Here is a 12,397-nt window from a genome sequence, read left to right on the forward strand (position 1 = left end):
GATTCCCCATGTCCGTCTATCGCAAGGCCAAGTGGTGGTGGCAGTTCCGCTTCCTGATCGTCCCCCGCCTTCTGCATTACGCCCTGGTTGGTGGCCTCTTCTTTTCGCTGGGATTCGGCGCTTGCGTGTTCCTTCTTGCCGATGCGTTCCAGCGCGCCCTGGACGCCTATGTCGTCTGTACCCCTCGCCCCGGTGCGCCTATGTGGAGTCAACGTTGATGGCCGTCCAGCACGTCCCCCTAATCTCCAAGCGTTGTCAGAAACAACAAGAAGCCGCCGCTCGCGTGTTCGCGGCCGCGCTTGACCAACAACGCAGCGCCCAGGCCAGCGCGTGGCGCCAGCCACGCGCTGGCCTGGGCGCTGCGTTGCAAGCGGCCGCGAACCTGGGCGTGTACTTCGAGCAGTCACCGCAGCCCGATTTGGAACCAGGCTCTAATTCTCTTGGTATAGATGGGAAATCCTCTGCCACAGATCAACACCTAAGCGGCACAGCAGCTGCTGGCACGGCGGGACAACACAGAAATCTGCTGTCCTCCAGGGCACGCCGTTACCGCATGCAGCGCCATGCACAGCGTCTACTGCCTGGCGAAGTGGTCTCGGGCTGTAGCCGCAACTTCTCGGCCAGCAATGGGCGCAACAAGGTCGAGATTATTGGCCGGGCTGATTCCGGCGCGGTCAGCTATCGCGGCATTCACGTGTGCGGCTCCGTGTGGCACTGCCCGGTGTGCGCCAACAAGATTAGCGAGGCTCGCCGCACCGAACTACAGACCGGCATAGCGGCTCACCATCTGACGGGTGGCCGGGTGTACATGCTCACGCTCACCTTTCCGCATAACCTCGGCATGGACTTGGCCGAGTGCCTCGAAGGCCTCAGCGAGGCACTGAAGATTTTCAAGCGTTCCCGCGCCTGGCGTACCTGTGGCAAGGCCATCGATTACCAAGGCGCCGTGCGCGCCCTGGAAGTGACGTATGGGGCCAATGGCTGGCACCCACATACCCATGAGCTGATCTTTGCGAGTGGCGATCAGGATGAAGTCTTGCTCGAACTGGCGGCCCTCCGCGACTACTGGGCAGCCGCCGTATTCCGTGCCGGCCTCGGCCAGATTAACGAGCATGGCTTCATGGTCGGCAATGCCGATAAGGCCGCTGACTACGTCGCTAAGTTCGGCAATAGCGAAGAGACCGATTGGGACGTCAGTCGCGAAATGACGCGGCAGCACAGCAAGCTCGCCCGTAAGAAAGGCCGTACTCCGTTCGCGTTGCTTTTCGATGCCATGGGCGGCGACTTCCAGGCCGGCGAGTTGTTCCAGGAATACGCCCGTGAGTTCAAGGGCAAGCGCCAGCTGTACTACTCGCCAGGCCTCAAGAAGCACCTCGGCCTGGACGACGTCAGCGACCAAGACATAGCCGAGTCCGAACAGCTCGACCTGCCTGGTGAAGAGCCGATACAGGTCATCTACACCCTCAATGCTCACCAGTGGGCACTGGTCTATCGCAGTAACCGCCGCGGCGAGCTGCTGGACACTGCCGCCAAGCACGGTGCAGAGGGTGTCTATCTATTTCTCAAGGCCCTGGCCATTCGGCGGTCAGGGGACGACCTTCAGCCGAATTATTACTACCCGGAGCATCTCCAATGAGCAACGAAATCGAAAACGCAGAATTGACCATGACCTACAAGGGCAAGGTCGTGGGCATCAAGGCCGGCAAGGGCACGTTCAAAACTGACGACGGCCAGGTTGTGAATTACGACAGCACAAAGGTGTTTCTGGAAATGCCGCTGCGCGGTGAAAACACCCGTGGCAAGGCCACCCAGGAATTGAAGGTCGGCAAGGCCTCGCTGTACGAAACCTTGCGCCTGGACAAGATTGAGCTGCCCTTCCTGGCTGAAATCGAAGTCCAGAAGACCACCAACGGCAAGGGCGAAGAGCGCGATGAGGTAATTGGCTTCCGCATCCTGCCCGCTGCTGGCAAATCGCATCAGCCTAGCCAGGCTCAACCCGCCCAGGCCAAGGCCGCCTAACCATGCCGCTCTGCGCTGATCTCGTACAAGGTCGGGTCGGCAACACGTACCTCAACGCGGACGTGGCTGGCCTGCCGCGTGCCTACGTGTTCCTGCCCAACACCACGCCCGCCGATCAGTGCACCGGCTATCTGCTCTACCAGGCTGGTGACATCACCAGTTCGCCATTTGTCCCGCTGTCGCATGAGCAAGCGGGGCTAATCATCGGCGCGTGCGCCGTTGTGTGGGTCTTCGGGGCTGTGCTCCGCGAGGCCCTTTCTTTGATCCGTCATAAGGAACCAAACGATGAGTAACAAGCAAAAACTGTTGTCCCTGTTCGCTGCTGCCGCAGTGCTGCCCGCTCAAGCCGCTGTGACCATGCCGACAGTCGATCCGACTTCCGACATTGGCACCGTTGTTACCTGGGGCATTGCCCTGATGGGCGTTATTTTTGGCGCATACCTGGCTATGCCGCTGGCTGCTAAGGCGTTCAAGGCTGTTCAAGGCTTCATCGGTCGCTAACCATGGCTGGCTATATCGATCTGCTGATCGTATTGCCGGGCCTATGGATAGCGTTCCGCTGATACAGGGGGCTGCGGCCCCCTTGTTTTTTAGGTGTGACCCATGCTTATGCTACGTGCTCTAACCCGCTTGTTTGTCTGCATCCTCGCCTCGGCCTGGCCGGCGTTGATGGCTCACGCTGCCCTTGATCCGAATTTTGAGTACAGCGCGCCGAACAAATTTCGGTGCGATAACGGCAAGTCTGGGTCTGGCGCAGCTAGTTGTAATTCTGGCGAGGGTGCCCTTCATGAATGCAATACCAGTTGGTCGTATTACTCTAAATTCGAGACATGTTCGTTCAAGATGCCGGGCGCAACTGCCCCTTCCTACACCCTCGGCGGTACGTTCTCCTGTGCCGACGGCTGGCAGCCTGCCTCCGACGCTGCCCGGGTTCACTTCGGTAACAAGTTCTATTGCCAGCGCCCTAAAACCGAACAGTGCACCGCAAAAAAGGACCAGTCCTATTCATTCAGCGAACAAAAGGTAGGCCGCCAGGCTGTCGAACAGAAAGCCGGCTGTGAAAGTGGATGCCAGGCGACGCTTAGCGACTTGTCTTGCGTCAACCTCACCGTCAACGGCAGCTTTACCGGTGCCCTCTGCAGTGGCTCAGCCACCTATACCGGCGCGTCATGCCAAGAGACAGATCCGCCCCCCGAGGGTGAGCCTAAAGAGCCGGCGTCGCCATCTGACTGCGCTGCCGGTTTCCGATTCGTCAACGTCAGTGGCAAGAACAAGTGCGTATGGGGCGACGGCGGCGACAAGAAAACGGATTTCTGCAAAGAGCCGGCGAACCAATACAGCCAGACCTGCAGTGAGGGCGGCGAAGAGAATTGCAAGGCCAATCCGACAACGCAGGCCTGCACCCCTGGGACTGACCGTTATTGCGCAGTTAGCCCTAAGCGGAATACCGACCCGGCTTGTGTTTTCGGCACACCGGACTGGTGCAAACAGCACCCTGCGGAAAAGGCCTGTACGCCTGGCGCCGATGAGTACTGCGCGCTAAACCCGACCAATGCCCAATGCCAGGAAGCCCAGGCCGCTAAGTGCAAGGCCACGCCTGACACGCCTGAATGCAAGAAGGCCGAACAGTGCGCCAAGAACCCGAACGATCCAGCCTGCAAGCCTGGCAACGACGACTACTGCAAGAAATTCCCCAACGAGGATAAGTGCAAGAAAAGCGAGTTCGGCGGCACCTGCGGCACTAATGGTGCCCAAGGCGCATTTAACTGCACTGGCGATGCTATCCAGTGCGCGATAGCTAAAGAACAACACCGTCGCAGCTGTCAGTTGTTTGATGGCACTGCTACAGCCTATGAGGCCATGAAAACCGAATCAGCTGGCCCCATGGCCGGCGAAGGCGGCGCCCTCAAAGGCCGGTATTCGGAAGTGAGCATGGCCGGCAAATTTGACGGGGTCCGGGCTGCAGCTGGTGGCAATGTTGGCACCTGCAACATCACCGACCGCGATGTAGCCATACCCGGCGTTAGCGCTTGGTCAGGTGGATCTGTTCGCATCCCCCTGAGCATCATTTGTGAGTACGGCGACGCCATACGCGCCATTTTCCTGTTCATGAGCGCCATGAGTTGCACATGGCTTTACTACCAATTTCTGATCCGTCGATAGGGGGCTGGCCATGCCTATATTCTTGGGTTTTCTCTGGTCCGCATTTGCTGCCGTCCTGCCCTCACTGGTGGGGCGCGTGCTCCTCGCCCTCGGCATTGGCGCCGTTGCCTATACCGGCCTAGATCTGCTCGTTAACCAGGGTGAACAATTGATCCTGGACCAGCTCAACGCGGGCGGTGCTGATGTGTACGGTCTGCTTCGATACCTCGGCGTCGTCGCCGCCATCAAAATGCACACGGCTACCATGCTCAGTATCGTGGCCATCCTGATGGCTGAGAAGTCGCTCAAGGTGGTGGCTAAGACATGAGCGAAATCACCAACATCGCTCCTGTTACTTGCGTCACGGGCCTAATGGGCAACGGGAAGACGCTTTGGACGGTCGAGCAAATTTTGCTGATGAGCAAGAAGCTCTTACCGGATCAGGTTATCTACATCCACGGTATCCCTGATATCCAGATTGAAGGCTGCGCGCTGCTCCTGGACGTCAAGAGCTGGCACGAGCTTCCGGTCGGATCAATCATCGTCATCGATGAGGCCCAGGACGTTTTTCCTACTCGTTCCGGTACTAGTGCGCCGCCGGAGCATGTCGCCAAGATGGCCACGCTTCGTCATCGTGGCCACCAGCTGATTTTGATTACCCAAACAGTCGGAGATCTCGATAAGTTCGTTCGTGGCCGTATAGGCCGCCACGTGCATTTCAAGCGCATGAGCGGCGCCGAGTGCTCGGCTATGTGGGATCACCAGCAGGCCATGGAATCCAAGGCTGATTTCCGCACCGCCAATAAAAGCACCTACCCGTTCCCCAAGCATATTTACCCGCTTTACAAGTCCAGCCAGCTGCACACGGTCAAGTTCAAGGCGCCCCGCGTTCTCGTTTACTTCCTGGCGGTCACGGTCATAGGTGCACTCGTTATCGTGGGTGCCATCTGGTACACCAAGTCCCATCTCGATCCTACTAAGGGGCTGTCTACCTCGGCCCCGGCCGAGTCGGCGGAGTCGTCCAGTTCGGCACCCTCGGGGTCGTTTGCTACTGCGCCAGGCGTCGCGCCTGCCGTCGCTGGCGCAGAAACGGAACTGAGCTACCTGGACGCCCGTATACCCCGCATAAGCGGCCTGCCTCACACCGCCCCGGCCTATGACGGCATTACAGCGCCTACAGCTGCCCCTAAGCCCGCTGCGTGCGCCGCAATGGGGTCTAGCTGCCGCTGTTACACCCAGCAGGGCACGCGCATTCCCTCTATGTCGGAAAGCCTGTGCCGCCGCATCGTTGAGGAAGGCTGGTTCGATGAAAGCCCCGACCCTGTCCAGGAGACGCGCGACTATGGATCTCGCGGCCAGTCTGCAGTCGCACCGCAGCAGGCCGCAGCACCCGTGACGCTGCCGCAGGTCCTGGCATCGATGCCGCCGCAGCTCGCGCCCAATACCTCCGTTGATACCAAGTGAAAGGCATGGCTATGGCCAAGCAGAAAGAGGACGCTAAGACTGTCGATATGTTTCCTACCGCAACCGTCCGTGGCCGACCCCGCGTCCACGCAGACGCCGCGGCAAAGCAAAGGGCGTATCGGCTCAGGGTCAAGAAGGCCAAGAAATAACGTAACGCGTTACGAAATTGCTATATTGACCATTCCAACAACTACATCCCAGGAGGTTTCTATGACATTCAATGTTGGTGATACTGTGATTCTGGCAAGCGGCGGTCCTGTTATGACCGTTGAGGAAGTTGGTGATGGCTACGTCCACTGCACATGGTTTAGCAAGGGGGCAGGTGACTTTGAAGGTCCACGTAGTGCGCAGTTCGATCCTGCGATGTTGCGTGCTTCAAAGCCGACGCCCACTGCGCAAAACTTGCCGCCCATTAGGATGGGGTAATCTGCTCATCTTTTCTAACGTGAACCCGCCTGCAGGCGGGTTTATTCTTTCGGCATAGCCATCGATGCTCGCCGGCGCGCACCTGGTGAGCGCAATGTCATAAAACACTGTACCTGGTGCAACTGGCCAGCGCCTCGAGCTGGAACCTGCAGGACGTGATTTATGCAAACGTCACTCTGGGGTCAACCTGGCCCAGCTCGCCCTGGGAGTACGATGTCATTTGTCCGAAAGGATCTCGCCGGCTTGTTTGTGTGTGACATGCAAACAAACGCGAGGTGTTTGTGTGTTGGAACACAAACAACCCCGCCCCACAGCCGCCCTCCAGGCGGCGTTCTGATGTCCTGGCCCGTCGGAGACCTGGTAGAGCTGCCTAGGCCTGCCAGCGCGCGCCCTGGCCGATGCGCTACACCCCCCCCGGCCCGCGCCTACAGACCCTTAGCTTTCTGTGCGTTACACTCCCCCTCAAACTAGATCTATCAAGGGGGAATCATGTTGTACGCCATAGCGCTTTTTGTCGTTTTCATTGTCGCGATAGGTATCATCGCGGCGGCCAAGAATGGCTTGTCAAATGCTGGGAAAACTCCTTCGCACTGGCCTTACTACGCAAAGCGCCCTCTTTCTCAGCCTGAGCAAGTTCTCTACTACCGATTGATTCAAGCATTGCCCGGTTTTGTAGTGCTTCCTCAAGTGGGCTTGTCGCGCTTCCTCGGCGTTAAGAAGGGCAATAACGTTAGCGAGTGGAATAACCGCATCAACCGTATGAGCGTTGATTTCCTGGTCTGCGATAAAGCGATGCAGATCGTTGCGGCCATCGAACTGGATGACGCTACCCATACCCGTGCTGATCGGCAGAAGGCTGATGCCAAGAAGGACCAGGTCCTAAAGAGTGCTGGAATTATGCTTCTGCGTTGGCCTGTTAAGGGTATGCCTGATATTGCATCTATTCGGCAGCAGCTCGATCCATTCCCGCCTACTCAGCCGCAAGCTATCGTTGCTCCTGTAGCTGAGCAGGTGCAGGAATAGCGAGCCGCGGTTTTAGTCGAAGAGCTGAGCTTGCCGGCTACGGTAGATCGCTCGTTTTATGCTTGCAACGTCCACGCCCATGCGCTTGGCCAGCGCCCTCTGTGTCTCGGTGCCGGCCTCCCAGCAGCGCACTACGTCTGCCTCCTGCTCTGGCGTCATGCTGCGAGGCCTTCCAGGCTTTGCGCCCCTGGCGATAGCTGCGTCCATACCTGCCTTTGTTCGCTCCCTGATGAGGGATAGCTCGAACTCCGCCACAGCGCCTAACATCATTAGGATTAGCCTGCCGCTAGGGGTATCTGTATCAATGGTCTCGGTCAGCGAACGGAATTGGCATCCGTTCCTTTTCACTCGTTCGATGATATGCAACAGGTCTCCTAGTGACCTGGCTATCCGGTCTAACTTGTAGACCACCACGACATCGCCAGGCCTGAGCCTGTCCAGCATCTGAAAAAGAATCGGGCGACTCAATGAGCCGCCCGATTTCTTTTCTTGATAGATGCGAGTGCAGCCAGCGGCTGTCAGGGCGTCTATCTGTGCATTGGTTTCCTGCTCCTGAGTGCTTACCCGTGCATATCCGATCAGCATTCTCGTATGGCCGTAGCTCTCGCTCGGCGTTTTGTTGTGGAGCGCCTAGGGTACGTTTTTGTCGCTATCTCGCAACGGTCGGTGGTGTTCGAATCCCCCCCTTTCCGCCACGAAATGCAAAGGCCCTGATCATTGATCAGGGCCTTTTCTATTTTCACTCCGATACGCTGCAGATTCACCCTCCCGCCCCGGCGAGGCTACACGCCAATATCTGCTTAACACTGAAAACCTGGGCGGTTCGCCTGCTTGATGCAATCCAAGCACAGTGTGCCCGACCTACTTTCTGTTACGGTGGGCATGCCCCAGGAGAACGCATGAACGGAATCGGCGTACACCTGGATGAACTACACACAAGCGTCGTTAGCGCGAGTGCAGCAGTCGCAAGAAGCGATCCTGCCGGAAATCTTCTGGATACGTATCCAGAGTGTGTAAACGCACTCGAAAAACATACTCCCCCTCGATGGGCTTCCCCGCCAGCTCTTGCGGAATAAAAGACCAACCTTCCAGCGACGCCTTGGCAAAACGACGAACACTCTCCGGCATGCCTGGCAGCGCCTTGACCTCAATCAAACGGCATTTGCCATCGACACCAACCGTGCAGGCGGCCTCCACAGCACCTTCCCAGCCACCCGTACGGCCAATGTCATCAGGATAGCTCGCTGCGTAGCGCTTGGTCGGTATTGGGCTCATCGAGAGTCCCGTCATTTTTACTTGTCCGCCACCATCGGCACTGGGGGTGACAAGGAAATCAAGCCGAACGCCGCTTCGAAGCGTTGCCGGGATACCATCGGCCTCAGCAGGTGGCACCTTGGTTTTGGCTACCCGCGCCTTGACGTTGTTAGCAAACGCAAGGGGATATTTGTCCTCATCAACCAACGAATACTGAATGGGATGGCCATCAGTGCCATAGAGAACATTGGCCCAAACTTCGACGTAATAAGGTTGCGTGTTGGCGTAGCTGGGTACAGTTGCCAAAGCGATCAAAGCGATGGCGATCATTCGGATATAGGACATGGTGTTGCTTGATAAATGGATGTAGAGGTACGACCAAGGAGTAAACCATGCGTACTCGAAGCACGCGTGCCACTGGCAAGGCGTGAGTAGGCCGATGAATAAGGTGTACGTATCTACAATGGCTTCCGGCCATCAAGCCGTAAGGCCAATCATACAATACCGACGCCTCGCCAAGCAGGACGAGCCCCCTCAGCCATCGATGGCATGCGCTGTGGGGCCGACCGGGATAAGCCTCAAGCTATCGAGCAGCACGTCGCGCACAGCCCAAAACCCCCGCCGTACCACACCTGCCGCTGCTCAATGCTGCAAGCCTATGCAGCCCGACACCAGCTGCTTGATGGCCGCCAGGTCCAGCACCTCGATCTGCTTGCCCTGCACCTTGATCCAGCCATCCTGCTGGAAGCGTGAAAAGGTACGGCTCACTGTCTCCAGCTTCATACCCAGGTAGCTACCTATCTCTTCGCGAGTCATGCGCAGGACAAACTGGCGCGAGGAGAAGCCGCGTGCCGCCATACGTTGCGACAGGTTCAGCAGAAACACCGCCAGGCGCTCTTCTGCCCGCATATTGCCCAGCAACAGCATGGCGCCCTGGTCGCGGATGATTTCGCGGCTCATCAGTTTATACAGATGGCGGTTAAGTGCCGGTATCTCCAGCGCCAGGTTCTCGAGACGGTGATAGGGCAGCTCGCAAACCTCGCAGTCTTCCAGCGCAATGGCGGTGCAGCCGTGCTGGTCCGTCCCAAAGGCATCCAGCCCCATCAGCTCGCCTGCCATATGAAAGCCTGTCACCTGCTCGCGGCCGTCCTCCGACACCACTACGGTCTTGAAGAAGCCCGTGCGTACTGCATACAGCGAGCGAAAGGCATCGCCCAGGCGGAACAGTGCCTCACCACGCCGCACTGGCATGCGCTGATTGATGGCATCGTCCAGCTGTATCATTTCCTCCTGAGCCAGGCCTAGCGGTAAGCACAGCTCCTGCAGGCTGCAGGACGAACACACGGCTTTGAGGGCATGGATGGGAATGATTTCGCGGGCAGCGGACATGATTGGTGCTTGATGAAGGTCAATACGATTAGTCTGCCTGCTACTTACAGTGTCAGCAACCAAGACCTACGCTGGCGCCCCCTATGACTGCCCCCGCCATACCCGAAACGACTGCATTGGAGATCGACCTGCCGCTGCTGCAGCGCCATGACGATGTGACGCGCTACGGCATCTATCCAACCGCCGATCGCTTCTCTGAAGATTTCGACGAAGACCGCTACCGCCACGCGTTAGCGACGCACGCGCTGGGTGGACTCCGTCCACTGTCGCTGTATGTCCATCTGCCGTTCTGCGTATCGGCTTGTAGCTACTGTGCCAGCCACAAGGTCATCACCGCCGACCACAATCAGGCTGATACCTATCTGGACTATCTTGAACGGGAAATCGCTCTGCAAGGCGCGGCCTATGGCGCGACGCCCAAGGTCACGCAGCTGCATCTGGGCGGCGGCACACCAACCTTTCTGCAGGATGCCCAGCTAAGCCGCCTGCTGGCCGCCTTGCAACGGTATTTCCCACTGGCTGCTGGCGCTGAATGCTCGGTCGAGATCGACCCCAGGCATATCGGGCCGCAAAGCCTGCAGTTGCTTGCCAGCCATGGCTTCAACCACCTCAGCATCAGCCTCCCGGATCTCTCCGCCGATGTGCAGCGCGCCGTGAATCGCAAGCAGCCTGCGTCCCAGACCGCCGCCGCCATCGCGCAAGGCCGCGCGCTAGGTTACCGCTCCATCCATGTCGATCTCCTCTATGGCCTGCCAAGGCAGACCCCAGCCAGTATGGCCGACACCCTGGCCCATGTACTAACGTGGCGGCCCGATCGTGTCTCGCTAGGCCGCTACAACCACCAGCCTGATCGCTTCAAGGCGCAGCGCCATATCGACGCTGCCACGTTGCCGACGGCAGACGACAGGCTGGCAATGCTGCAGCAGGCCATGTCCCAGTTGCAGGGCGCGGGCTATGTCCATCTTGGGCTGGAGCAGTTTGCCCTGCCTCATGACGAGCTCGCCATCGCCATGCGCCAGGGCCGGCTGCATAGAAACTTCCAGGGCTATACCACCCAGGCAGAGTGCGATCTGATTGGGCTGGGTGTTTCGGCCATCGGCAAGGTCGGCGCATGCTACGCCCAGAACCACAGGGTGCTGGAGGACTACTATGATGCGCTGGCGCACCACCACCTACCCATCGCCCGCGGCATGACACTGGCTGCCGACGACCTGCTCCGCCGTAGCATCATCCAGTCGCTGCTATGCCAATCCGAATTGGCCTTTGAGCCGCTGGAGACCCGTTGGCTGATCGACTTCCACCACTATTTCGCCTACGAGCTTGAACAATTACAGCAACTCGCCAGCAATGGCTTGCTCAAACTCCAGCGCCAAGGGCTTGAAATCACGCCCAAGGGCCGCTTGCTGACCCGCAGCATCGCCATGGTGTTTGATCGTCATCTGCGCGAGGCCCGCAACAGCGCCCGATTTTCAAGCTTGATATAACCAGCACCGGGGGTAAACCATCATCCCCCTGCGGAGGTCACCCATGTACAAACGCATTCTGGTACCCCTAGACGCCAGCCCCACCGCCTCCAGCGGATTGGAAGAGGCCATCCGGCTTGCGCACGCCTTGCGTGCCAAACTGCATCTCTTCCACGTAGTCGATCTCCACCTGGTCTACATGGACTACAACGGCACCGCTGAGTTGGCCGACTATGTCCATGCCCTGCGCGAAGCCGGCCAGGAGCTGCTGCACAAGGCACAGGCTCTGGCCGCCAGGCAGGACGTATCTGCCGAGGTGCATGCCGAGGAATGCCGTACCGCCGAAACCATCAACCTGATATTGCAGGAGGCTCGCCGCACCCACGCCGACCTGCTGGTCATCGGCACGCATGGACTGCGGGGTTTCCAGCGGCTGGTCATGGGCAGCACGGCAGAAGGCGTCGCCAGGCTATCGCCTGTGCCGGTACTGCTGGTTCGGGGCCCGGCTGCATAAACCCTTTGGCACGCCAAACCGCTTCGCCCTGCTCGTGCATAAATCACTAGACGACCGGTCTAATCGGGTTTAGACTGCGCCCCATGTTGAATCGAGACTTTGACGACACCCGCGAACACCTGCTTGCTACCGGCGAGGGCATCATGCTGGGCAAGGGGTTTGCCGCCGTCGGCCTGGCCGAGATACTGGGGCAGGCAGGTGTACCCAAGGGCTCGTTCTATCACTACTTTGGCTCCAAGGAAGGCTACGGCGTCGCCTTGCTGTCGCGTTTCTTCAGCCGCTACCACGCCATTCTGGATGAAATCGTTGCCAACCCACAGTTGAATGGCCGCGCCAAGCTGGATGCCTACTTCGCCGGCTGGTGCAGCGTTTCCTGCGAGAACAATGGCAACTCCCGCTGCCTGGTCGTCAAGCTGACCGGCGAGGTCAGCGACCTGTCCGACGATATGCGCAGGCAGATGCAGCAAGGCATTGCCGGCATCATTGAGCGGGTGACCGCCTTTATCGTTATCGGCCGTGCCGATAAATCCCTGCCACCCGGCATGCCGGCAGAGACACTGGCCGCTGCCTTGTACCAGCTCTGGCTGGGCGCCGCGCTGGTTACCAAGGTCCAGCATGGCAGCGCCGCACTCGACGCCGCCCGTGCGGCCACCGAACGTATGCTCAGTACCTGATTCATCGCACTTCCGTAGCAAGCATCCGG

16 protein-coding genes are annotated in these 12,397 nt (G+C 58.8%); 13 read left to right on the plus strand and 3 right to left on the minus strand.

The features are described 5' to 3' along the window. Nucleotides 1-8 precede the first annotated feature (8 nt). From QQK16_RS12435 to QQK16_RS12475, 10 genes are all read left to right on the plus strand, one after another. A complete protein-coding gene (locus QQK16_RS12435) occupies nt 9-218 on the plus strand; it encodes a hypothetical protein (RefSeq protein ID WP_284196787.1) in 210 nt (69 codons plus the stop codon). After that, entirely contained in the window at nt 218-1,636 is a 1,419-nt protein-coding gene (locus QQK16_RS12440; protein WP_284196788.1) for a protein rep, read from the plus strand. The genes QQK16_RS12435 and QQK16_RS12440 overlap by 1 nt, the downstream gene beginning before the upstream one ends. Next, nucleotides 1,633-2,019: a hypothetical protein gene (locus QQK16_RS12445; RefSeq protein ID WP_284196789.1), complete on the plus strand. Its 387-nt coding sequence runs from the start codon at nt 1,633-1,635 to the stop codon at nt 2,017-2,019. Before QQK16_RS12440 ends, QQK16_RS12445 begins: the two co-directional genes overlap by 4 nt. A gap of 2 nt (nt 2,020-2,021) precedes the next feature. After that, on the plus strand, nt 2,022-2,312 hold the full coding sequence (locus QQK16_RS12450; protein ID WP_284196790.1) for a hypothetical protein: 291 nt from the start codon (nt 2,022-2,024) through the stop codon (nt 2,310-2,312). Then, on the plus strand, nt 2,305-2,520 hold the full coding sequence (locus QQK16_RS12455) for a hypothetical protein (protein ID WP_284196791.1): 216 nt from the start codon (nt 2,305-2,307) through the stop codon (nt 2,518-2,520). The genes QQK16_RS12450 and QQK16_RS12455 overlap by 8 nt, the downstream gene beginning before the upstream one ends. 102 nt (nt 2,521-2,622) lie before the next feature. Next, nucleotides 2,623-4,182, plus strand: coding sequence for a hypothetical protein (locus QQK16_RS12460; RefSeq protein WP_284196792.1), 1,560 nt, complete (start codon nt 2,623-2,625; stop codon nt 4,180-4,182). 10 nt (nt 4,183-4,192) lie between these two features. After that, complete coding sequence (locus QQK16_RS12465) at nt 4,193-4,489, plus strand: DUF2523 family protein (protein WP_284196793.1); 297 nt, start codon at nt 4,193-4,195, stop codon at nt 4,487-4,489. Continuing rightward, nucleotides 4,486-5,625 (plus strand): zonular occludens toxin domain-containing protein, encoded by a 1,140-nt coding sequence (locus tag QQK16_RS12470; RefSeq protein ID WP_284196794.1) that lies wholly within the window; start codon nt 4,486-4,488, stop codon nt 5,623-5,625. Before QQK16_RS12465 ends, QQK16_RS12470 begins: the two co-directional genes overlap by 4 nt. Nucleotides 5,626-5,835: 210 nt before the next feature. Next, nucleotides 5,836-6,051 (plus strand): YodC family protein, encoded by a 216-nt coding sequence (locus QQK16_RS21320; RefSeq protein ID WP_368860133.1) that lies wholly within the window; start codon nt 5,836-5,838, stop codon nt 6,049-6,051. Between the two features lie 489 nt (nt 6,052-6,540). Beyond that, nucleotides 6,541-7,074 (plus strand): DUF2726 domain-containing protein, encoded by a 534-nt coding sequence (locus tag QQK16_RS12475; RefSeq protein ID WP_284196795.1) that lies wholly within the window; start codon nt 6,541-6,543, stop codon nt 7,072-7,074. 12 nt (nt 7,075-7,086) lie between these two features. On the opposite strand, the gene QQK16_RS12480 is transcribed toward QQK16_RS12475, so the two are convergent. The 3 genes from QQK16_RS12480 to fnr all read right to left on the minus strand — a co-directional run bounded on the left by QQK16_RS12480 (nt 7,087) and on the right by fnr (nt 9,717). Beyond that, nucleotides 7,087-7,659, minus strand: a complete 573-nt coding sequence (locus tag QQK16_RS12480; protein ID WP_284196796.1) for a recombinase family protein — start codon at nt 7,657-7,659, stop codon at nt 7,087-7,089. A gap of 360 nt (nt 7,660-8,019) precedes the next feature. Next, the gene (locus QQK16_RS12485) at nt 8,020-8,673 is read right to left on the minus strand and encodes a hypothetical protein (RefSeq protein WP_284196797.1); all 654 of its coding nucleotides are present in this window, start codon (nt 8,671-8,673) and stop codon (nt 8,020-8,022) included. 297 nt (nt 8,674-8,970) lie between these two features. Then, nucleotides 8,971-9,717, minus strand: a complete 747-nt coding sequence (gene fnr, locus QQK16_RS12490) for a fumarate/nitrate reduction transcriptional regulator Fnr (protein WP_284196798.1) — start codon at nt 9,715-9,717, stop codon at nt 8,971-8,973. Between the two features lie 83 nt (nt 9,718-9,800). Here fnr and hemN point away from each other — a divergent pair, with 83 nt between their 5' ends. The 3 genes from hemN to QQK16_RS12505 all read left to right on the plus strand — a co-directional run bounded on the left by hemN (nt 9,801) and on the right by QQK16_RS12505 (nt 12,368). Then, a complete protein-coding gene (gene hemN / locus QQK16_RS12495; protein WP_284196799.1) occupies nt 9,801-11,201 on the plus strand; it encodes an oxygen-independent coproporphyrinogen III oxidase in 1,401 nt (466 codons plus the stop codon). A 43-nt stretch (nt 11,202-11,244) separates the two neighbouring features. Further along, complete coding sequence (locus QQK16_RS12500; protein WP_284196800.1) at nt 11,245-11,694, plus strand: universal stress protein; 450 nt, start codon at nt 11,245-11,247, stop codon at nt 11,692-11,694. 83 nt (nt 11,695-11,777) lie between these two features. Beyond that, nucleotides 11,778-12,368: a TetR/AcrR family transcriptional regulator gene (locus QQK16_RS12505; protein WP_284196801.1), complete on the plus strand. Its 591-nt coding sequence runs from the start codon at nt 11,778-11,780 to the stop codon at nt 12,366-12,368. Nucleotides 12,369-12,397: the final 29 nt, after the last annotated feature.

This window comes from Chitinimonas prasina (assembly GCF_030160395.1).
Lineage (GTDB): Bacteria > Pseudomonadota > Gammaproteobacteria > Burkholderiales > Chitinimonadaceae > Chitinimonas > Chitinimonas prasina.